Source organism: Streptomyces sp. NPDC101227, assembly GCF_044767545.1.
In the GTDB taxonomy this organism is placed as follows: domain Bacteria; phylum Actinomycetota; class Actinomycetes; order Streptomycetales; family Streptomycetaceae; genus Streptomyces.
In genome coordinates, this window is record NZ_JBIWOD010000020.1 from 1 (window position 1) to 20048 (window position 20048).

A 20048-nucleotide genomic window follows, 5' to 3' on the forward strand; every position below is an offset into this window, starting at 1 on the left:
CCTCCGTGCGGTGAAGCGTAGACACCTCCACCACACCGGAGGTCTTCGCCATTGATCAAGCCCAGCGACTGTTAACAACGCTCGTGATCAATACAACTAGGGCGTGTCCGCAAACTCCCGTTGTCGCCCGTAGGGCGGGCTCGCGGCGTCTGGTGCACTGCACTCGCTTCGCTCGCTCCGTCTCGACTCTTCGATGCGATCCCCGGATGCCGAGCTGCATCGCAAGGCGCAGGTGCGCCCACAATGGGGGTCCCCCGCGCCCTTAAGGCGTGGGGGAGGTTCTCTGCGGGTGAGCCGACAACGCCGCGTGGGGTGCCCCCAGCGTTAGCTGGGGAGCGTCGCGAGCCAGGCGGGAGTTTGCGGACACGACCTAGGGTCCGCCCGATGAGTCAGGGGCGGGCGCGGAAGGCTTCTTCGGCTCCCGTCCCATGGGCATCTGGAGGAACAGTGGTTCGCCTGGTTCCCGGCGGCGGGGGCTCGTGGTACATACAACCGGGTCACGTCACCTGTCCGCCAACAGGGAGTTGCCCATGTCCGCGACACGACGTCAGATCCTGGCAAGAACCGGTGCGTTGGGGGCGTCCATCGCCTTCGCCGGGAGCCTCTCGGAGATTTTCGCGGGGACCGCGACCGCCCAGAGCATGGGCAAGAGCGGCTACGGACCGCTGGTCCCCGACCCCGACGGCCTGCTCGACCTCCCCCAGGGCTTCCGCTACCAGGTCCTCTCCCGGGAGGGCGACCCCCTCCCTTCGGGCGAGGGCAAGGTGCCCAGCAACTGCGACGGCATGTCGGCGTTCCCCGGGCGCCGCGGCGGCACCTGTCTCGTCCGCAACCACGAGAACCGTACGCACTCCCGCTCCGCCGTCCCCCGGGTCCCCGATCTGACCTACGACCCCGGCGGCGAGGGCGGCTGCACGGCCCTGGAGCTCGACCGGGACAACACCGTGCGCTCCGAGCGGGTCGCCATCGCCGGTACCTCCACCAACTGCGCGGGCGGCCACACGCCTTGGAACACCTGGCTCACCTGCGAGGAGACCGAGTTCCGGGCCGGCGACGAGAATTACACCAAGGACCACGGGTTCATCTTCGAGGTCGATCCCTACGACCCGCGGCGCACCGGCGCCGTCCCGCTGACCGCGATGGGCCGCTTCCAGCACGAGGCCATCGCGGTGGACCCCGGCACCGGCACGGTCTACGAGACCGAGGACGCCTTCGAGAAGCCCTTCGGCCTCTTCTACCGCTTTCTGCCCGAGAAGCCGATGGGCGGCCGCGGCTCGCTCCGGGCCGGCGGCCGCCTCCAGGCGCTGCGCGTCCCCGGCGTGCCCGACCTTTCCACCGTCCAGCAGCCCGGCGCCACCTTCGACCGCGTCACCTGGGTGGACGTTCCCGATCCGCTGGCGCGCCGGACCCCGATCCGCTTCCAGGACTTCGGCCCCCAGGGGATCACCCACGCCCAGAAGCTGGAAGGCTGCTACTGGGGCGGCTCCTGCGTCTACTTCGTCTCCAGCTTCGCGCATCGCGACGCCGGTTCGGCGGCCGACCACTTCGGCCAGGTGTGGAAGTACGACCCGCAGCGGCGCCGGCTCAGCCTCGTCGTGGTCTTCGGGCCGGACACCGATCTCCAGCTCCCGGGCGAGTCCCCCGACAACATCTGCCTCGCGCCGAGCGGCGGCCTGATGGTCTGCGAGGACGGCGAGGGCGCCCAGCACGTCTTCGGGCTCACCCGGCGCGGCGAGGTGTACGCCATGGCCCGTGGCCGGCAGAACATCGGCACCCCGGAAAAGCCGGAGTGGGGAGAGTTCGCGGGCGTGACCTTCTCCCCCGACTACCGGACGATGTACGTCAACTGCTACACACCGGGCACGACGTTCGCGGTGACGGGTCCCTGGCATCACTGACCGCTGACCCGTGGCCGCTGTCCGCTGTCCGCTGTCCAGGGGTCCTCGACGACCCGCGCCCGCTAGCCGGAGCAGGCGGAGCGCTGGGCTTCCTGCCACTCGCACACCGGGCAGAGCACCATGCCGGGACGGTCGGCCGGATACTCGGTCGGCTTGCCGCACAACACACAGTCCGCGTACGGCGGCCCCCCGGCGGGGCCGCCGGAAACGGCACCAGCGGGAGCGGCGCCACCCGGATCGGCGCAGTAGCCCGCGTCGGCATGCTCGTCGTGGGCCTCACCGTGGGCCTTGTCGTGGGCCTCGTCGTGGGCGCGGTCGGTGTCCGGCATGTCGTCGAGCGTACGCCGGGGCCGCCCCGGTCACGTACGCCGGGAGCTCAGCGCGCAGGCGGCCGCGACGGCCGCCACGGCTATCGGGACGGTCCCGGCGAGCGGCAGCCACGGGATGCTGACCGTGCCGTGCTCGGATCCCGTGACCAGGCTCGACAGCGCGGCATTCGCCGGCGAGGCCCCCAGGACGAGCAGCAGCAGCGCGGCCAGCAGCCCCGCCGGTATGGCGGAGCCGGAACTGCGCAGGACCGGCCAGTTGCACAGCGCGCCGATCGCCGCGCCGAGCAGCACGCAGGCCAGCGCGGTCAGCAGCCCGGCGACGGTCGCGGGCAGGAGCGGAACGGCGACCCGATGGTGCAGGAAGTGGGCATCGGACACCAGGGCGACAAACGCCGTGCCCAGGAGGGCGAGCAGGAGGGAGGTGAACGTCGCGGTCAGCAGGCAGGCCAGGTGAACGCGGCCGGGACCGGCGGCGGCCGCGGCGCAGTTGCGGGCGGCCGGGGGCTCGTTGGTGACACAGATCCGGGTCAGCCAGACGGCGACGGGCAGCAGTCCGGCGGCGGCGACGCCGAACCCGTCGAGAATCGGTCCGCCGGTCTGGATGCCGACGGCCAAGTAAGCGGCGTAGAGGATGACCGGCGGCAGCCAGCGGTGCGAGCCGACGAGCAGGGCCGCCTGATAGCGGAGCAGGGCGATCATGAGCGGGCCGTCTCGTCGGAGTCAGGGGCGTGGCCGGGCGCGGAGCCGGGGCCGGGGTCGGAGACGTGGCCGGCGCCATGGGCGGGGGCCGCGTACGAGGCATCGGGAGCGTCGGCGGACGGGGCGGACGACGCGGTGCTGACCGAGCGGATGTGCCAGGGCGGGCGCGCGGCGAGCAGCGCCCGTAGTAGGGCGTCGGAGTGGGCGGCCGCGACGGTCAGTCGGGTCACGCCGTCGGAACCGGCCGAGACCTGTGGTGCACCGGGCAAGTGCGAGGCGGCGGGGCCGGGCCCGTGGCGCGGCACGCCGCCCGGTGCGCCCTCGACCTCGATGATCACCCGGGGGCCCGCGGCCACCGTCTCCGCCGCCGGGCCGGGCTCCTTTGGCAGCAGCTTCCCGTCGGCGACGCGGTAGCGGACGTCGGCCACGCCTGCCAGGCGGCGCGGGTCGTGGTCGACGAAGACGACGGTGCCGCCGTCGGCGACCCGCTCGGCGACCGCGCGGTCGAGGACATCGCGCGCCCCCTGGTCCAGGCCGGTCCAGGCCTCGTCCAGTACGAGGAGTTCGGGCTCGGCGAGCAGCGCCTGCGCGACCGCGACCTTCTGGCTGGTGCCCTTGGACAGCTCCACCAGCGGAGTGCTGCCGTGTCCGGCCGCCCCGAACCGGTCGAGCCAGGCCTCGGCCCGGCGGGCCGCCTCGGGCCCGCGCAGGCCGTGGATGCGCCCCAGGTGGGTGAGGTAGCCGACGGCGGTGAAGGGCAGCGCCGTCGGGAACCGCTCGGGCACATACGCGGCGCGCGGGCGGCCGGTGATGCGTCCGACGCTAGGCCGGTCGATGCCGGCGAACAGGCGCAGCAGAGTGGACTTCCCGCTGCCGTTCGTCCCCTCGATACGCACCAGCGCGGGTGCGGGCACCTCGAGCCGAACGTCCCGCAGCACCCAGGGCCCCCGCACCCCGTAACGCCGCCCCACCCCGTCGAGCCTCATCCCCCCGGCACCTCCACACCCCGCCCCCCGAAACCGTCACTCCCCCAACTCCCCACGCCCCCGGATTGGTTCCCGCGCACTTCCGAGCGCGGCTCCCCGTTCGGCCTGGCCCGGCGTCAACCGGCTCGAGGGCTTCCGCGCCATCGCGGCGAGATACGAGAAGACCGCCGCTTCCCGCGAAGCAGCGGTCACACCCGCTCGTGCCCGCTCTGGGCAAGATCACTGTGAAGACGGACACCTGGTACCGGAACGCTTAGTACCAGAACGCTTTGACCACTGCCTTCCCGGCCACGGCGGTGCGGTGATAGAAGGCGCGGAGGCCCGCGTGGTGCCAGGCATAGATGCCTTTGACGTCCTCTTCGGCCCAGTCAGGGCCGAACGCTGCGCGGAGCTGACGTCCCGCCGACTCCCAGAGGACGTCGAACGAGACGTCCGTGAGGAAGGCTGCCGCTCGCCGCGTCGTGTCCGGGGTCAGGTGGACGAAGGGCGGTTTCTCGTGGGCGGGGTGGTCGATGATGTCACCACCGAAGATGGGCAGTTCCCATGTGCCGCCCTGCCCCTCGGGGAGGCCGCTGCCCGCTTCACAGAGTTCGTGGACCGAGCTGAAGTCCTTCTCGATGGAATTCGCAATGCCCGCGTCGTGCTCCGCCCGGCGGACGTCCCAGTCCCAGGCCGCCCCCATGAACTCCTCCAGCCAGGCGTGATCGTGCCGGACCTCGGAATTCTCGACGGCACGCAGATGCATGTGGAAGCTCACGGCCTACCCCTCGTCACGAACGACCCGGCATCCGCGGGCCGGCAAAGCCGGAAGCGTATCCCGGGGCACTGACACCGGGCGGGTGTCCACAGTCCACGCCGTCCGCCGGATCCTCAAGAGCGGTCTCAGTTCCCCGCGGACTTCTCCGGACGCAGCTCGCTCGGCCGTACGATCACGAACCCCTCGCCGTCCAGGCGCAGTTGGACGGCTTCGCCGGAGCCGCCGCGGAGCATCGAGCCGAGGCTCTGCGACCGGTGCAGCGAGGTCTGCAGGGCGGTGCTCCAGCCGACCACCGCGTCGGTGTCGACAAAGACCGGGGCCTGGGCGGAGACGGGTATGACGATGGGGTTGCCCTCACACATCACGCCGAGCTTGCCCTGGCCGCTGAAGACGGAGTTGAAGATTCCGCCGCCGGCCATACCGGCGCCCTTCACGACCTTGATCTCGTAGGAGAGGGACGAGTCGAAGCACAGCACATTGCGGCCGTTGATGGTGATGCCGTCGCCGGCGGTGAGGTCCATGATGAAGCAGTTGGCGGCCTCGTGCGCGAACCACACCTCGCCCTGGCCCCGTACGGTCATCAGCGCCAGGCCCTCGCCGGTGACGGCGCGCTTGAGGAAGTTGCCGACGCCCTGGCCCTGCCTCTCGAACTGCAGGTTTCCCCGGTAGGCGATCATCGCGCCCTGCCGCGCGTAGCACTCGCCGTTGACCGCGTACTTGATCGACTTCGCGTTCTGCTGCGTCATGCCGGGCGCGGTGGCCGGCTTGGCCATGTTCTCGGAAGCGAAGAGGTCACTGTTCATGGCCAGGATGCTAAGGCGTACGGGTCGTGCTGTCGGCGGTGCCTGGCAAACTGGGCCAAGTGACAGGAACCGATACCACCAGCCCCAGCAGCCCCTTCCACAACGAAGAGACCGGTAGGGACGCGGCACCCCAGTTCGTGCTGCCGCTGGTCGCGCGGATCGAGCGCGACGATCCGCCGGCGCGCACGGACGCGCTGGAGACGGCGGCGCGGGCGGTGCTGGTGCTGCTGTCGGACGAGCGGGCGGCCGGCGAGGGCGAGTGGGCCCAGGCGGTACGGGACTGGCAGGACGCCCGGATCCGGAAGGTGGTGCGCCGGGCGCGCGGCGCGGAGTGGCGGCGGGCCGAGGCCCTGCCCGGCATCACGGTGACCGGGCAACGCGCCGAAGTACGGGTCTTCCCGCCGGTTCCGCTGGACGGCTGGCCCAAGGACCTGGCGCGGCTCCAGGTGTCGGGCACCGAACTGAGCGACCCGGAGCCGCCGGTCGCACCCGACGCGGTCCGGCCGGTGCTGTGGCTCAACCCCGAGCTGGACATGTCGGCCGGCAAGGAGATGGCCCAGACCGGCCACGGCGCGCAGCTCGCCTGGTGGGAGCTGACCGAGGAGGAGCGCGCAGCCTGGCGTGCGGCCGGATTCCCCCTGGCCGTACGGTCCGCGGACCCCGCGGCCTGGGACGCGCTGACCCGCAGCGGACTGCCCGTGGTCCGCGACGCCGGGTTCACGGAGATCGCCCCGGGTTCCTGCACGGTGGTCGCCGACCATCCCGCGCTGCGGCGGGCGTTGCCGTACGGCGGGTGAGTTGCGCGACGGCGCAAGGGCATGAGGTGCGCGGCGCGGGGCCCCTCGGGGTGCCCGGGGCCGCCGCGCCGCCCAGGTCGGCTCCCCTCGGGGAACCCCCGCTCCCCCACCCCGTCCCTGAAGCTCAAATCAACCTCTGAACACCGCGGATGCAGGATTCGGTCCGCTGTCAGTGGCCATGAGTACCCTCACCACGGAGGGAGAGGGGGAAGTATGGAGCGCCTTGGTACGGGGATCGGCTGGCGGCCGGAAATCGCCCCGGAGATTGCCCGACTGCCCGGTATCGACTGGGTGGAGGTCGTGGCCGAGAACATCTGCCCCGGTCATCTTCCGCAGGCCGTACAGGAGCTGCGCGAGCGCGGCACGACCGTCATCCCGCACGGTGTCTCGCTCGGTCTCGGCGGCGCCGACCGGCCGGATGCCGGGCGGCTGACCGCTCTGGCGGAGCGCGCCGAGGCGCTGGGGGCGCCGCTGGTCACCGAGCACATCGCGTTCGTCCGGGCCGGGGGGCCGCTCACCGCCTCTCCGCTGATGGAGGCCGGGCATCTGCTCCCGGTGCCGCGCACCCGTGACGCGCTGGACGTGCTCTGCGAGAACGTCCGGATCGCCCAGGACGCGCTCCCGGTGCCGCTGGCTCTGGAGAACATCGCCGCGCTGATCAACTGGCCGGGCGAGGAGCTGACCGAGGGCCAGTTCCTGACCGAGCTGGTCGAGCGGACGGGGGTGCGGCTGCTCATCGATGTCGCCAACCTCCATACGAATCATGTCAACCGGGGTGAGGACCCGGCGCGCGCGCTGGACGAGCTGCCGGTCGAGGCCATCGCCTACGTCCATGTCGCGGGCGGCGTGGAGCGGGACGGGGTGTGGCACGACAGCCATGCGCATCCGGTGACCCGGCCCGTGCTGGACGTCCTCGCCGAGCTCTGCGCCCGTACGACGCCGCCCGGCGTGCTGCTGGAGCGGGACGAGGACTTCCCCGAGGCCGGCGAGCTGGCGAGTGAACTGGACGCGATACGCACGGTACTGAAGGAGGCCCGTCATGTCCGAGCGGCTTGAGGTGGTGCGCGGCGGCAGGGGCGCGCCGGGGTCCGGCACCGATGCGGCGCGGCAACGGCTCGCGCTCGCGCAGACCGCGCTGCTGTCCGCGCTGGTGGGCGGCACCCCGGCCCCGGAGGGCTTCGACCGGGCCCGGCTGGGCGTACAGAGCCGGGCGCTGACCGCCAAGCGGGCCTCCGTCGTCGCCAAGATCGCGCCCGAGCTGCCCGAGATCCTCGGCGACGGCTACCGGGCCGCTTTCCTCGACTATGCGCGACACCGCCCGATGAGCGGCGGCTACCGCCATGACGCCCTGGACTTCGCGGGGCATCTGCTGGCGCAGAACCTCCCCGAGGACCCGGACGCGCGGCGGCGGCTGACGCAGTGGTGGCGGGATCGTGCGGGCCCCAAGCCGCCGTCAGCCGGGCCCGCTTCCCGGCTCGTGCGCGCGGTCCGGCTCGCGCTCCACCGGGGAGGAGAGTGACATGACGTACGCAACGGGGGTGTACGTAGCGGTCGTCGTCTCGTCGCTGGTGCTCATCATCGGTACGGTCACGGCCCGCCGGGCCACGCCGCGTGTCCGGCTGGTGGACTCGCTGACCCACGACGTCTGGGAGATCGCGTTTCTCGCCGGCGGCCCGGGGCGGGTGGTGGACACCGCGATCGCCGCGATGCACGAGGACGGCCGGCTGGCGGTCGGCGGCCCCGGGGTGGTGACGGTACGGCAGTCCGCGCCCCGGGACGCGGTGGAGGCCGCCGTCCTCAACGCCGTCGCCGGGACGCCGGGCGGGGCGCTGCCCGCGCTGCGCACCACCGCCATGCAGAGCCTGCCCGTCCAGGCGATCGGCGACCGGCTGGCCGCCCGAGGCCTGCTGCGGCACCCACGAACAGGCAGCGGCTGGCGCTTGATGGCGCGGATCCAGATGGTGGCCTGTGGGGTGCTTTTCTTCGGCGGCTTTCTGCTGACGATCGCGGGGGCCACCGGGGACGACGACTCCGAGGTGCCGACCATCATCGCGATCGCGCCCGGCCTCTTGGTGGGCATGGCCATCGCCTCGGGCTGCAAGCTGGCCCTCCGGCGGCGGGTCACGATGGCGGGCACCTTCGCGCTGAAGACCGCGCGGACCGCCAACGGCCCCGGCGCGGTCGGCGATGCCGTCCAGGCCGCGGGGATGGTGGTGGCGCTCGGCGGTGCCGCGGTGATCGCGGACGAGATACTGCGGGCGCAGCTGACGGAGGCTCAGCGCACCATGGCGGCCACCTCCGCATCGTCGTCGGCCACCGGTTCCACCGGCTCGTCCGGCAGCAGCTGTGGCTGGGCCACCCCGGGCGACGGGGGCGGCGGCTCCTGGTGCGGCTCCTCCGACGGCGGGTCGTCGTCCGGCTGCGGGAGCTCGTCCTGCGGTGGAGGCGGGGGCGGTTCGAGCTGCGGGAGCGGCGGATCGTCCTGCGGGGGCGGCTCCTCGTGCGGAGGCGGGGGCGGCTGCGGGAGCAGCTGACCGGACGGGGAAGGGGGCACGGCGCCCGTGAGACGCGGATGTCGTGCCCGGATGCTGAGAAAAGGCGTGGCGGTGCCGGGCGGCCATCCCATAGGAATCCGCCATGTGGCTCCTTTTCCTCGCCGTCGCCTGGGTTGCGGCGGTTCTGGCCTGCGTCGGTGTCTGCCGGGCGGCCGTCGCCGCCGCCCACCATGAGCGGCCGGGCCCGGGCGCCGACGACAGGCGGCCCCCCGAGCTCACCCTCTACGAGACCGCCTACCTGGCGGGCGGCCCGCAGCGGCTCGTCGATGTCGCCCTGGTGTCGATGGCCCGGCAGCACCGCCTGCTGCTCGCGCACACCGGCTGGGCCTCGGTCATCGACCCGGTCGGCAGTGACGGCCTCGAGCGCGCCGTCCTGGCCGCCATCGGGCCCGGCGGGCAGCGCCGGATACCCGCGATACGGGGCATCCTCGCCACCGACGACGCGGTGCGGGCGCTGTCCGACCGCCTCGTCGCCGCGGGTCTGGCGCTGCCCGCCCGCGCCCGCAACAGAGTGGGTGCGGCCATCCGGCGGCTGTGGGGCGCCACTCTCCTGGTGCCGACGGCCGCCGGGGCGGCCGTATGGATGGCACCGGCCGGGACCGAGAGCGGGCCGATGCTGGTGTGGTTCGCGCTGCCGCTCGTGCTGACCTCCGGTACCTGGGCGATGGCCCGTATGGAGATCCATCCGTACCCCGACTGGGCGACCCCGGCGGGCGAGCGGCTGCTGCGGCAGCACCTGCCGGCCGACGCCCGTCCTGCCCTCACCGCACTGGCCGTACACGGCCGGGCCGCGCTCACCGATCCCGCGCTGCGGACCGCCCTCCACTCTTCCGGGGCATAGCGTCCGACACCGGTGTCCGGTGCTTTACATCGCGAACCCCCCGCTCAACTATCCCTTTTGTATGCACACCGTGCGGCCTAGTGCACCGAGCCTCTCGTCGTGCGCCACGCACCCCGCACCCCACGAAGGGACGGCTCGTGAGAACACTTGCGTTGTACGGCGCCATCGGGTCGCTGGTCGTGACCGCCATGGCCACCGCCCCGGCGGGCGGTGCCCCCGCGCCGCCCGCCGCGCCGCCCGCCCCGGTGCCGCAGCGCATCGCCTTCGGCCGCTGCGCGCCCGTGGAGCATCTGCCCGCCACGGTGCAGTGCGGCACGCTCGCCGTGCCGCTCGACTACGCGCGCCCGGAGGGCAAGAAGATCACCCTCACCGTCAGCCGGATCCGCGCCACCGCCCCCCAGGAGCGGCAGGGCGCCCTGGTCTTCAACCCCGGCGGTCCCGGTGCGAGCAGCATGGAATTCCCGCTCTACGGCGCGCTGCCCAAATGGCGCCGGACCGCCCGCGCCTATGACTTCGTCGGCTACGCGCCGCGCGGCGTGGGCCGCTCGGCGCCGCTGTCCTGCCAGGACCCGAAGGAGTTCACCAAGGCGCCCACCGACACCCAGCGCTATCCCACCGAGGCGTTCAAGCGGCAGAAGATCGCCGAGGCGCGGGCGTACGCGGAGGGCTGTGCCCGCAACGCCGGGGCCGATCTGCCCTTCTACAACTCCCTCAACAACGCCCGCGACCTCGACATGCTGCGGGCCGCGCTCGGGGAGCGGAAGCTGACGTTCATGGGCGCGTCCTACGGGACGTACTTCGGCGCCGTCTACGCGACGCTCTTCCCCGGCCACATCCGCCGGATGATCTTCGACAGCGTCGTCAACCCGGACCCCCGGCAGATCTGGTACCGCAACAACCTCGACCAGAACGTCGCCTTCGAGCGTCGCTGGGGCGACTGGCTGCGCTGGGTCGCCGCGCACGATTCCACCTATCACCTCGGCGCGTCCCCGAAGGCGGTGCAGCGCTCGTACGACACGGCCGTTCAGCGGGTGCGCCGGGTGCCGATCAACGGGAAGATCGGGCCCGCCCAGCTGCAGTCGGCGTTCCTCAAGACGGGTTACAACGACGCCTACTGGCCGATCAGCGCCCAGTCGCTCGCGGCGTATCTGCACGGCGACACCAAGCCGATGGCCACCCAGACCCTGCCCAAGACGAGCAATGACACGGCCGAGGAGAACACCAACGCGGTCTACACCGCCGTCGAGTGCAACGACGCGTCCTGGCCGCGCGACTGGGCGACCTGGGACCGGGACAACACCCGCGTCGCCCGTACGGCTCCGTTCGAGACCTGGGACAACGCCTGGATGAACCTGCCGTGCGCCTTCTGGCCGGACCGTACGGAGTCGGCCGCGGCCGGGCTCGATGCCGCGACCGCCCGGATGGCCACGGGCACGTCGAGGGACGCGGCCGGGCACGGGCTGGTGTACGCCGCCGACCAGATGGCGTCGACCGCGGTCGACGAGGCGCTCGGGCGGCGCGGCCCGCTCGACATCCGCACGGCGCCCGGCGCGCTGCCCCCGGTGCTGCTGCTGGCGGCCGAGCGGGACGCGGCGACCCCGTACCCGGGCGCGGTGGAGCTGCACCGGCGGCTGGCCGGGTCCTCGATGGTCACCGAACGCGGTGCGGGCACCCATGGCATCGCGCTGGGCGCCAACGAATGCGTGAACCACTACACGGAGGCGTATCTGCTGCGCGGGGAGGTCCCGGGGCACTCGGCGAGCTGCCCGCCGCGCGCGGAGCCGGTGCCGAACCAGCAGCGGCAGGGCACCCCGACGAAATAGCCCCGGCCGCACCCCCCTCGCAGAAAGCGCCGCGGGCCGTCCCTCCGGGGGCGGCCCGCGGCGCGTTGCGGCACGGTGGACGGGGCCGCAACGGCGAGCCGGCCGGCGCCCGCCTCGCCGGTCCGGCGGCCCGTGTCGTTACGCCAGGCCCGCGACCAGCTCCGAGACCGCCTTGCGCCGCCCCGTGTAGAAGGGGATCTCCTCGCGGACGTGCATCCGCGCCTCGGAGCCGCGCAGATGACGCATCAGGTCGACGATGCGGTAGAGCTCATCGGCCTCGAAGGCCAGCACCCACTCGTAGTCGCCGAGCGAGAACGAGGGCACGGTGTTGGCGCGGACGTCCGGGAAGCCGCGGGCCATCTTGCCGTGGTCGGCGAGCATCCGGCGGCGGTCCTCGTCGGGGAGGAGGTACCACTCGTAGGAGCGGACGAAGGGGTAGACGCTCACGTAGGCGCGCGGCTGCTCGTCGGCCAGGAAGGCCGGGATGTGCGACTTGTTGAACTCGGCGGGGCGGTGCAGCGCCATGTTCGACCACACCGGCTCCAGCGCGCGGCCGAGCCGGGTGCGGCGGAAGAGGTTGTACGCCTCCTGGAGGGCGTCCGAGCTCTCCGAGTGCCACCAGATCATGATGTCGGCGTCCGCACGCAGACCGGACACGTCGTACGTGCCGCGCACCACGACGTCCTTGGCGGCGAGCTGCGCGAACAGTTCCTCGACCTCGTCGGCGTAGCCCGCGCGGTCCTCCGGGAGGACGTCGCGCAGCTTGAACACCGACCAGAGGGTATAGCGGATGACCTCGTTGAGGTCCTTCGCCTTCTTGCCGGCGTTCGGCGCCTTCTCGGAGGTCTTCTCCGGGGCGGTGTCGGGAGCGGTGTCGGGGGTGGAAGCGTCTGTCATGGTGTCCATTCTCGCTCGCCCGCGGCGGTGGCCCGCGGCAGGGTGCCGAGGATGTCGTCGGCGGCCTTGCGGGCCGAGCCGATGCAGGCCGGGATGCCGACGCCGTCGTAGACCGCGCCGCACACCCGCAGCGGGCCCGGGAGCCCGGCGACGGCGGCGCGGATCCTCGCCACCCGCGCCAGGTGGCCGACGGCGTACTGCGGCAGGCCTTCGTACCAGCGGGTGGCGGTGGCGGCGACGGGCCGCGCGGCAAGGCCCACCGCCGCGCCCAGGTCGGCGAGCGAGAGATCGACCAGTTCGGCGTCGTCGCGGCCCAGGTCGGCGTCGTCCTGATAGCGGCCGAAGGAGGTGCGCAGGACGAAGAGGTCCGGGTCGGCGTCGCCGATCCAGCCCCACTTGTTGCCGGCGAAGGTCGAGGCCTTGATCCGGTGGCCGTCTACGGGCGGGACGAGGAAGCCGCTGCCGGCGGGCACGCGGTCCAGGTCCGAGCGGCGGAAGGCCATGGTGACCAGCGCCATCGAGGCGTAGTCGACGGTGGCCAGCTCGGTGGCGGCGGCCGGGCAGTCATGGCGCAGGATGTTCGCCGCGTCGCGCGCCGGAGTGGCCACGATCACCGCGTCCGCCTCGATGGCCGCATCGCTGATGCAGACCTCCCAGCCGTCGTCGCCGGCCCAGCGCAGACCGTGGACGAACTCGTGGTGGAGGATCTCGCCGCCCTTGGCCCGTACGGCGTCGGCGACCGCGCCCGGCAGGGTGCCGATGCCGCCGTCGATGCCCATGAAGACGGGGCCGCCCTGGGCCGGGCCGCCGGCCGCGGGCCCGGTCCGGTGAACCGTGGCGGCGGCCCGCTCCTGGATGCCGCGTACGCCGTCGAGCAGCGAACGGTGGGTCCGCGCGGCCTGGAACAGCTGCGGAACGGCGGCCTGCATCGAGATCCGGTACGCATCGCCCGCGTACACCCCGCCCAGCAGGGGCTCGACGAGCCGGTCGACGACCTCGCGGCCCAGGCGCCGGGCGACGTACTCGCCGACCGCGACGTCCTCGCCGACCTCGGTGCGCGGCAGCCGGGCGTCCTCCTCGATACGGGCGAGCCCGGCCCCGGAGATCACCCCTGAGGCGGCGAGCGGGGCGAGGTCCCCGGGGACGCCCATGACATGACCCTTGGGCATCGGGCGCAGCGCATCGCGGGTCCACAGGGAGGCGGTGGCGGTGGTGGGCGGCTGCAGCCGCTCGCCGATCCCGACGGCGCGCGCGAGGTCCACCGCCTCCGGCCTTCTGGCCAGCATCGATTCGGCGCCGAGGTCGACCTGTACGCCCGCGATCTCACCCGTGCGCAGCTTGCCGCCGAGCCGGTCGGATGCCTCCAGGACCGTCACCCGGGCGCCGCCTTCGAGCAGGCGGTGCGCGGCCGCCAGGCCCGAGATGCCGCCGCCGATGACGACGACGTGACCGACGCTGCCGGGCGTCCGGCCCTCCGTACTGCTGTGCGCTGCGCTCATGCCTCCACTCTCTCAGAGCCCACCGACACCCCCGCCGGCACCGCCCGCGGAGCCCGCCGGCCAGACCGTGACCGGATCGCGATCCACGGAGGGCAACCCCGGAACCGCGGCCGCCGTCGAAGCGGCAACACCATCAAGCCACTTGGAGGGCGAGCAGCCGATGGGGCGAGTACGGGGAATACGGGGAGCCGGCACCGCGGGTCGGCCACCGGGACGTCGGGGGGCCGCGGCGGGCGTGCTGCTCGCGGCGTCTCTGGCGGTGACGGGGTGCAGCGGGTCGGACGGCATCCGCGCGAGCGCCGACGCGAAGGCAGGGGGCGGGGCCGCGGTCGCCCCCTCGCAGGCGCCGGGCGGTGAGCGGAGCAGCGGCACCGGTGCGACGGACGCGACCAGGGGCCGGGACGGCAAGGCGGCGCAGGCCGTCCCCGACCAGATCATCCGGACGGCCACCCTCACGGTGCAGACCAAGGACGTGCCGGCGGCGCTGGCCAAGGCGCGCAGCGCGGTGGGCGGTGCGGGCGGCTACGTCTCCGACGAGACCACCGACCGGGACGGCGGGGGCCACGACCGGTCGCGGATCGTGCTGCGGGTGCCGCCCAAGGAGTACGACGCGGTGCTGGGGCGGCTGGCCGGGCTCGGCAGGCTCGTCTCGCGCGAGGTCTCGGCGAAGGACGTCACCGATCAGGTCGTGGACGTCAACAGCCGCCTCAAGACGCAGCGGGAGAGCGTGAACCGGGTGCGCGCACTCATGGAGAAGGCGACGTCGATCGGCGACATCGTCTCCCTGGAGTCCGAGCTCAGCACCCGCCAGGCGAACCTCGAATCGCTGGAGGCCGAGCTGAAGTCGCTCAAGGAGCGCACCGGCATGGCCACCGTCACGCTGCTGCTGCGGCAGCCGGACGCCACGCCCGAGAAGCAGCCGCAGGACGAGCCGACGTCGTTCGGGGAGGCGCTCTCCGGCGGCTGGCACGCCTTTATGGGTGCCGTGCAGTGGGTGCTGGTGGCGATCGGCGCGCTGCTGCCGTTCGCGGCGGCCGGTGCGGTGCTGTACGGGCTGTGGCGGCTGGGCCGCGGGCGGCTGCCGGCGCGGTTGCGTACCCGGCAGCGGGCGCACGGACGCGGCGGTCCCAAGGGGGCGGGCCGGGCCGCAAGCCAGGCGGACGGCGGTGCTGCGGACGTCGTTTCGGCGGACGGCCGCGGAACCGAGGAGGCCGACCGGTCCGGGAAGCCCGGGGAGCCCGAAGCCGCCGCGAAGCCGGATGCGGCCGCAACGGCCGAGGAAGGTGACCGAGGACCCCGTTGACACCGGGCAACGGCGGGCAAAGACTCGGGGCGGGTGACGACGATCTTCAGACCGGTTCCTGCCGGGCGTCGCCCGCCGCCCCCACCCCACCACCGCCGAGCCGGGACAGCGAGGACAGCGCCTGATGAGCGACGCACGCCTGCGGGATGTCTACATCGTCGATGCCGTACGGACCCCCGTCGGCAAGTACGGCGGCGCCCTGGCCGGAGTCCGGCCCGACGATCTGGCCGCGCATGTGGTCAGGGCCCTGGTGGACCGCACGCCCGACCTCGATCCGGCGCGTATCGACGACGTCTGCTTCGGGGACGCGAACGGCGCTGGCGAGGACAACCGCAATGTCGCGCGGATGGCGGTGCTGTTGGCCGGCCTGCCGGTCACCGTGCCTGGTGTGACCGTCAACCGGCTGTGCGGGTCCGGCCTGGAGGCGGTCATCCAGGCCGCCCGCGCCATCGCGCACGGCGATGCGCATATCGCGGTGGCGGGCGGCGTGGAGTCGATGAGCCGCGCCCCCTATGTGCTGCGCAAGCCCGAGCGGGCCTTCCCCGCGGGCCACCAGGAGATGTTCTCCTCGACGCTGGGCTGGCGGATGGTCAACCCGCGGATGGCCCCGGAGTGGACGGTGGCGCTGGGCGAGGGCGCCGAGCTGATCGCCGACCGCCACGGCATCACCCGCGAGCAGCAGGACGTGTTCGCGCTGGCCAGCCATCAGAAGGCGGCACGGGCCTGGCAGGAGGGGGCCTATGACGCGGAGGTGGTGCCGCTGCCGGACGTGGACCTGACGCGCGACGAGGCGATCCGGGAGGCCTCCTCCCTGGAGGCGCTGTCCAAGCTCAAGCCGGTGTTCCGCACGGCCGGAGGCACGGTCACCGCCGGGAACTCCTCGCCGCTGAACGACGGCGCCGCGGCGCTCCTGCTGGTCGATGAGGAGGGCCTGCGGGCCACCGGCCGCGAACCGCTGGCCCGTATCCGTGCGAGTGCGGTCACCGGCGTCGAGCCGCAGCTGTTCGGCCTCGGCCCCGTGGAGGCGGTACGGCGCGCCCTGGAGCGCTCCGGGCGTACCTTCGCGGACGTCGCGACGTTCGAGCTCAACGAGGCGTTCGCCGCTCAGGCGTTGGGCTGCATCGCCCAGTGGCCGGAACTCGACCCCTGGGTGGTGAACCCCCGGGGCGGCGCCATCGCCATCGGCCACCCCCTGGGCGCGTCCGGTGCCCGCCTCGCGGGCTCGGTGGCCCACCAGCTCGCCGCCCTGGGCTCGGGCACGGGCCTGGCGGCCCTGTGCATCGGCGTGGGGCAGGGGCTCGCGCTCGTACTGGAGCGTTAGGCTCGGCGTCACCCGGCCAAGCGTCACCCGGCAACGCGGCATCCGGCAAAGCCGCATCCAAAAGCGGCATCCGGCGAAGGGACCCGGCATGGCGGCGGAACGACTGGTGGTCGTCGGCGGCGACGCGACGGGCATGGCCGCCGCCTCGCAGGCCCGGCGCCTGAAGGGGCCCGGCGAGCTGGCCATCACCGCGTTCGAGCGCGGCCATTTCACGTCGTACTCCGCCTGCGGCATCCCGTACTGGGTCGGCGGTGCGGTCGACGGGCCGGGCGCGCTGATCGCCCGCACGGCCGAGGAGCACCGGGCCCGGGACATCGATCTCCGGCTGCGCACCGAGGTCACGGAACTCGACCTGGACGGCGGCCGGGTGCGCACCAGGGATCTGGAGGACGGCGGCAAGGAGTCGTGGACCGGCTTCGACAAGCTGGTGCTGGCCACGGGCGCCCGGCCGATACGGCCGCGACTGCCCGGGTTCGACGCACCGGGCGTCCACGGCGTGCAGACCCTCGACGACGGCCAGGCCCTGCTGGAGACGCTGGCCGCGACCGAGGGCCGGCGGGCCGTGGTCATCGGCGCCGGCTACATCGGCGTCGAGATGGCCGAGGCGCTGATCAACCGCGGCTATCAGGTCACGGTCCTCGAGGCGCGGGAACAGCCGATGTCCACCCTCGACCCGGACATGGGCGCGCTGGTGCACGAGGCGATGTGCGGGCTGGGCATCGAGACGGTGCGCGGTGCCGCGGTCACCGAGGTGCTGACGGGTCCGGCCGGGCGGGCTTGCGCGGTGGCCACGGAGGACGCCCGGTACGAGGCCGACGTGGTCGTCCTGGGCATGGGCGTACGGCCCGAGACCACCCTCGCCGCCGCGGCCGGGCTGCCCCTGGGCGAGTCCGGCGGGCTGCTCACCGACCTCGCGATGCGGGTGCGGGGCCATGACAACGTCTGGGCGGGCGGCGACTGCGTCGAGGTCCTCGACCTGATCTCCGGACGCGAGCGGCATATCGCGCTGGGCACCCACGCCAACAAGCACGGCCAGATCATCGGCACCAATGTGGGCGGCGGCTATGCGACGTTCCCCGGGGTCGTCGGTACGGCCGTCAGCAAGATCTGCGATCTGGAGATCGCCCGTACGGGGCTGCTGGAACGCCAGGCCCGCGCCGCCGGGCTGCGCTTCGTCACCGTCACCATCGAGTCCACCAGCCGGGCGGGCTACTACCCGGGCGCGCGCCCGATGCACGTCAAGATGCTGGCCGAGCGCCGTACGGGGCGGCTGCTGGGCGTGCAGATCGTCGGCCGGGAGGGCGCGGGCAAGCGGGTGGACATCGCGGCGGTCGCGCTGACCGCCGGGATGACCGTGGAGCAGATGACGACGCTCGACCTGGGCTACGCCCCGCCGTTCTCACCGGTCTGGGACCCCGTGCTGGTGGCGGCCCGCAAGGCGACCGCGGCGGTGCGGGAGGCGGGGGTCTGACCGGGGCGGCCCCTGACTTCGCCACGTAACGGGTCATCGAGAGCGGCCGGTAGCCCTCCTCGGGGGCGCGCTCACCGCCAGGTGGGCGGCGAAGGAGCCGGGTGTCGTGTTCACGATCTTCACGACGCCCGGCGGTCCGCCGGAGCTCCGGTCAGCGCGCGGTCTGCTCGTGCACGTACTCGACGAGACGGGTCAGCGACTCCGGGTCGGTGTTCGGGAGCACGCCGTGGCCGAGGTTGAAGACGTGCCCCTCCAGGCCGGCGGCCGCGTCCAGGACCTCGCGGGCCTTGGTCTCGACGGCCTCGCGGGGGGCGAAGAGGACGGCGGGGTCGATGTTGCCCTGGAGCGCCTTGCCGGGGCCGACCCGGCGGGCCGCCTCGTCCAGCGGGACCCGCCAGTCGACGCCGACGACGTCCGCGCCCGCCTCGCCCATCAGGCCGAGGAGTTCGCCGGTGCCGACGCCGAAGTGGATGCGCGGGACGCCGTAGCCCTCGACGGCCCGGAAGACCTTCGTGGAGGCGGGCATCACGGAGCGGCGGTAGTCGGCGGGCGCGAGGGCGCCGACCCAGGAGTCGAAGAGCTGGACGGCGCTCGCGCCCGCCTCGATCTGCACCTTGAGGAAGGCGGCGGTGATGTCGGCGAGGCGGTCCAGGAGGTCGGCCCACAGCTGCGGGTCGCCGTACATCAGGGCCTTGGTGTGCTCGTGGTTGCGGGACGGGCCGCCCTCGACGAGGTAGCTGGCGAGGGTGAAGGGCGCGCCGGCGAAGCCGATGAGGGGGGTGCTGCCCAGCTCGCGCACCAGCATGCCGATGGCCTCGGTCACGTACGAGACGTCGCCGGGCTCCAGGGTGCGCAGCTGCTCGAGGTCGGCGCGGGTGCGGATCGGGTTCTCGACGACCGGGCCGATGCCGGGCTTGATGTCGAGGTCGATGCCGATGGCCTTGAGGGGGACGACGATGTCGCTGAAGTAGATCGCGGCGTCGACGTTGTGGCGGCGTACGGGCTGGAGCGTGATCTCGGTGACGAGGTCGGGCCGCATGCACGAGTCGAGCATCGCGATGCCCTCGCGGACCTTGCGGTATTCCGGCAGCGAGCGCCCGGCCTGGCGCATGAACCACACCGGGGTGTGCGGCACCGGCTCGCGCCGGCAGGCCTTGAGAAATGCCGAGTCGTACGTACCGGTCTGCTGCTGGCCCAGGGGCCTCTCGTTGGCGCTCACGCCCCAAATCTTCGCACGAGAGGCCACCTACCAGGTTGGGTAGGTGCCCGGGCATCGCGGCGCGCGGGGGCACACCTCCGAATGGGCGACGCGCGCACCGGGTGTCCTCCCCGGCTGAGGGCCTCCTTCCGCCTAATCTTCCGGGCATGGCTGCGGCTCAAGAACACCTCGCGGACAGCGCGGACGAGACCCCGATCCCCTTCCGTCAGGCGGTCGAGGCGCTTCGTGCGGCACGACTGCGGCCGGAGATCGAGATCGACCCGACGCCCGCGCCCAAGCGACTCGCCCCGTTCGCGTACGCCCTGGAGGCGACGGTCGTCGAACCGGGGGCGGGACCGGACGGCGAGGACGCGGATCTGGCGGACGGGCGGCTGGTGCTGTTGCACAACCCGGCCGGTGACGACGCCTGGCAGGGCACCTTCCGGGTGGTGACGCTGGCGCGGGCGGAGCTGGAGCCGGAGATGGGCACCGATCCGCTGCTGCCGGAGGTGTCCTGGTCGTGGCTCACCGGTGCGCTGGAGGCGCGCGAGGTGCACTTCGGCGAGCCGAGCGGGACGGTGACCCGCGCCGGCTCGCACTACTTCGGCGGCCTGGCCTCGCGCGAGCCCGCGACGCAGATCGAGATCCGGGCGTCGTGGACGCCGGCCGAGGGGCCGGGCGGGGTGCCCGACATGGCGGCGCACCTGGCCGCCTGGTGCGATCTGCTGTGCCAGGTGGCGGGGCTGCCGCCGGCCACGCTCGACCCGGCGCCGCACGGCGGGGTGGTACCGCTGCCACAGCGCCGGGGCCCGCAGCCACACTGACCCCGTACGACGTGGTGCACCGGGGCAGGAGCCGACGACGGTTGCCG

The 20048-nt window shown here is 73.2% G+C and carries 17 protein-coding genes and 1 pseudogene; 10 read left to right on the plus strand and 8 right to left on the minus strand.

Going from position 1 to position 20048, the window contains the following annotated elements; all coding sequences use genetic code 11:
• Positions 1 to 530: 530 nt before the first annotated feature.
• Positions 531 to 1898, plus strand: a complete 1368-nt coding sequence (locus tag ACIRPT_RS33775; RefSeq protein WP_403834225.1) for an alkaline phosphatase PhoX — start codon at positions 531 to 533, stop codon at positions 1896 to 1898.
• Between the two features lie 62 nt (positions 1899 to 1960).
• On the opposite strand, the gene ACIRPT_RS33780 is transcribed toward ACIRPT_RS33775, so the two are convergent.
• From ACIRPT_RS33780 to ACIRPT_RS33800, 5 genes are all read right to left on the minus strand, one after another.
• Entirely contained in the window at positions 1961 to 2227 is a 267-nt protein-coding gene (locus ACIRPT_RS33780; RefSeq protein ID WP_403834227.1) for a hypothetical protein, read from the minus strand.
• A 30-nt stretch (positions 2228 to 2257) separates the two neighbouring features.
• A complete protein-coding gene (locus ACIRPT_RS33785) occupies positions 2258 to 2926 on the minus strand; it encodes an ABC transporter (RefSeq protein ID WP_403834230.1) in 669 nt (222 codons plus the stop codon).
• Positions 2923 to 3912 carry an ATP-binding cassette domain-containing protein gene (locus ACIRPT_RS33790; RefSeq protein WP_403834233.1) on the minus strand — a complete coding sequence of 330 codons (990 nt, stop codon included), beginning with the start codon at positions 3910 to 3912 and terminating at the stop codon, positions 2923 to 2925. The genes ACIRPT_RS33785 and ACIRPT_RS33790 overlap by 4 nt, the downstream gene beginning before the upstream one ends.
• A 253-nt stretch (positions 3913 to 4165) precedes the next feature.
• Positions 4166 to 4669, minus strand: coding sequence for a DUF1877 family protein (locus ACIRPT_RS33795; protein ID WP_403834235.1), 504 nt, complete (start codon positions 4667 to 4669; stop codon positions 4166 to 4168).
• A gap of 125 nt (positions 4670 to 4794) precedes the next feature.
• Positions 4795 to 5472, minus strand: a complete 678-nt coding sequence (locus ACIRPT_RS33800) for an AIM24 family protein (protein WP_403834238.1) — start codon at positions 5470 to 5472, stop codon at positions 4795 to 4797.
• 59 nt (positions 5473 to 5531) lie between these two features.
• Between ACIRPT_RS33800 and ACIRPT_RS33805 the strand changes: the two genes are divergently transcribed.
• The 5 genes and pseudogenes from ACIRPT_RS33805 to ACIRPT_RS33825 all read left to right on the plus strand — a co-directional run bounded on the left by ACIRPT_RS33805 (position 5532) and on the right by ACIRPT_RS33825 (position 11488).
• Positions 5532 to 6269: a peptidyl-tRNA hydrolase gene (locus ACIRPT_RS33805; protein WP_403834240.1), complete on the plus strand. Its 738-nt coding sequence runs from the start codon at positions 5532 to 5534 to the stop codon at positions 6267 to 6269.
• A 213-nt stretch (positions 6270 to 6482) separates the two neighbouring features.
• A pseudogene (locus ACIRPT_RS33810) lies at positions 6483 to 7788 on the plus strand (DUF692 family multinuclear iron-containing protein).
• Position 7789: 1 nt separating this feature from the next.
• On the plus strand, positions 7790 to 8803 hold the full coding sequence (locus ACIRPT_RS33815; protein WP_403834243.1) for a TIGR04222 domain-containing membrane protein: 1014 nt from the start codon (positions 7790 to 7792) through the stop codon (positions 8801 to 8803).
• 103 nt (positions 8804 to 8906) lie between these two features.
• Positions 8907 to 9665 carry a TIGR04222 domain-containing membrane protein gene (locus tag ACIRPT_RS33820; protein WP_403834246.1) on the plus strand — a complete coding sequence of 253 codons (759 nt, stop codon included), beginning with the start codon at positions 8907 to 8909 and terminating at the stop codon, positions 9663 to 9665.
• A gap of 137 nt (positions 9666 to 9802) precedes the next feature.
• Positions 9803 to 11488, plus strand: coding sequence for an alpha/beta hydrolase (locus ACIRPT_RS33825; protein ID WP_403834249.1), 1686 nt, complete (start codon positions 9803 to 9805; stop codon positions 11486 to 11488).
• Positions 11489 to 11626: 138 nt separating this feature from the next.
• Here ACIRPT_RS33825 and hemQ read toward each other — a convergent pair whose 3' ends face one another.
• Both hemQ and hemG read right to left on the minus strand, forming a co-directional pair.
• Positions 11627 to 12385 (minus strand): hydrogen peroxide-dependent heme synthase, encoded by a 759-nt coding sequence (gene hemQ / locus ACIRPT_RS33830; RefSeq protein WP_403834252.1) that lies wholly within the window; start codon positions 12383 to 12385, stop codon positions 11627 to 11629.
• Positions 12382 to 13884 carry a protoporphyrinogen oxidase gene (gene hemG / locus ACIRPT_RS33835; RefSeq protein WP_403834254.1) on the minus strand — a complete coding sequence of 501 codons (1503 nt, stop codon included), beginning with the start codon at positions 13882 to 13884 and terminating at the stop codon, positions 12382 to 12384. The genes hemQ and hemG overlap by 4 nt, the downstream gene beginning before the upstream one ends.
• 235 nt (positions 13885 to 14119) lie before the next feature.
• On the opposite strand from hemG, the gene ACIRPT_RS33840 reads away from it, so the two are divergent.
• The 3 genes from ACIRPT_RS33840 (at position 14120) to ACIRPT_RS33850 (ending at position 17979) form a co-directional block, all read left to right on the plus strand.
• Positions 14120 to 15187, plus strand: a complete 1068-nt coding sequence (locus ACIRPT_RS33840; RefSeq protein WP_403834257.1) for a DUF4349 domain-containing protein — start codon at positions 14120 to 14122, stop codon at positions 15185 to 15187.
• A 124-nt stretch (positions 15188 to 15311) separates the two neighbouring features.
• Entirely contained in the window at positions 15312 to 16508 is a 1197-nt protein-coding gene (locus ACIRPT_RS33845; RefSeq protein WP_403834260.1) for a thiolase family protein, read from the plus strand.
• Between the two features lie 88 nt (positions 16509 to 16596).
• Positions 16597 to 17979, plus strand: coding sequence for an FAD-dependent oxidoreductase (locus ACIRPT_RS33850; protein ID WP_403834262.1), 1383 nt, complete (start codon positions 16597 to 16599; stop codon positions 17977 to 17979).
• A 151-nt stretch (positions 17980 to 18130) separates the two neighbouring features.
• Here ACIRPT_RS33850 and hemE read toward each other — a convergent pair whose 3' ends face one another.
• Positions 18131 to 19198 carry a uroporphyrinogen decarboxylase gene (gene hemE / locus ACIRPT_RS33855; RefSeq protein WP_403834264.1) on the minus strand — a complete coding sequence of 356 codons (1068 nt, stop codon included), beginning with the start codon at positions 19196 to 19198 and terminating at the stop codon, positions 18131 to 18133.
• Positions 19199 to 19344: 146 nt separating this feature from the next.
• Between hemE and ACIRPT_RS33860 the strand changes: the two genes are divergently transcribed.
• Positions 19345 to 20001, plus strand: coding sequence for a DUF3000 domain-containing protein (locus tag ACIRPT_RS33860; RefSeq protein ID WP_403834266.1), 657 nt, complete (start codon positions 19345 to 19347; stop codon positions 19999 to 20001).
• Positions 20002 to 20048: the final 47 nt, after the last annotated feature.

Coding starts and splice junctions, on each gene's coding strand:
- ACIRPT_RS33845 (WP_403834260.1), top strand. CDS start 15,312: ATGAGCGACGCACGCCTGCGGGATGTCTACATCGTCGATGCCGTACGG.
- ACIRPT_RS33780 (WP_403834227.1), bottom strand. CDS start 2,227: ATGCCGGACACCGACCGCGCCCACGACGAGGCCCACGACAAGGCCCAC.
- ACIRPT_RS33860 (WP_403834266.1), top strand. CDS start 19,345: ATGGCTGCGGCTCAAGAACACCTCGCGGACAGCGCGGACGAGACCCCG.
- ACIRPT_RS33790 (WP_403834233.1), bottom strand. CDS start 3,912: ATGAGGCTCGACGGGGTGGGGCGGCGTTACGGGGTGCGGGGGCCCTGG.
- ACIRPT_RS33785 (WP_403834230.1), bottom strand. CDS start 2,926: ATGATCGCCCTGCTCCGCTATCAGGCGGCCCTGCTCGTCGGCTCGCAC.
- ACIRPT_RS33775 (WP_403834225.1), top strand. CDS start 531: ATGTCCGCGACACGACGTCAGATCCTGGCAAGAACCGGTGCGTTGGGG.
- hemQ (WP_403834252.1), bottom strand. CDS start 12,385: ATGACAGACGCTTCCACCCCCGACACCGCTCCCGACACCGCCCCGGAG.
- hemG (WP_403834254.1), bottom strand. CDS start 13,884: ATGAGCGCAGCGCACAGCAGTACGGAGGGCCGGACGCCCGGCAGCGTC.
- ACIRPT_RS33815 (WP_403834243.1), top strand. CDS start 7,790: ATGACGTACGCAACGGGGGTGTACGTAGCGGTCGTCGTCTCGTCGCTG.
- ACIRPT_RS33820 (WP_403834246.1), top strand. CDS start 8,907: ATGTGGCTCCTTTTCCTCGCCGTCGCCTGGGTTGCGGCGGTTCTGGCC.
- ACIRPT_RS33800 (WP_403834238.1), bottom strand. CDS start 5,472: ATGAACAGTGACCTCTTCGCTTCCGAGAACATGGCCAAGCCGGCCACC.
- ACIRPT_RS33850 (WP_403834262.1), top strand. CDS start 16,597: ATGGCGGCGGAACGACTGGTGGTCGTCGGCGGCGACGCGACGGGCATG.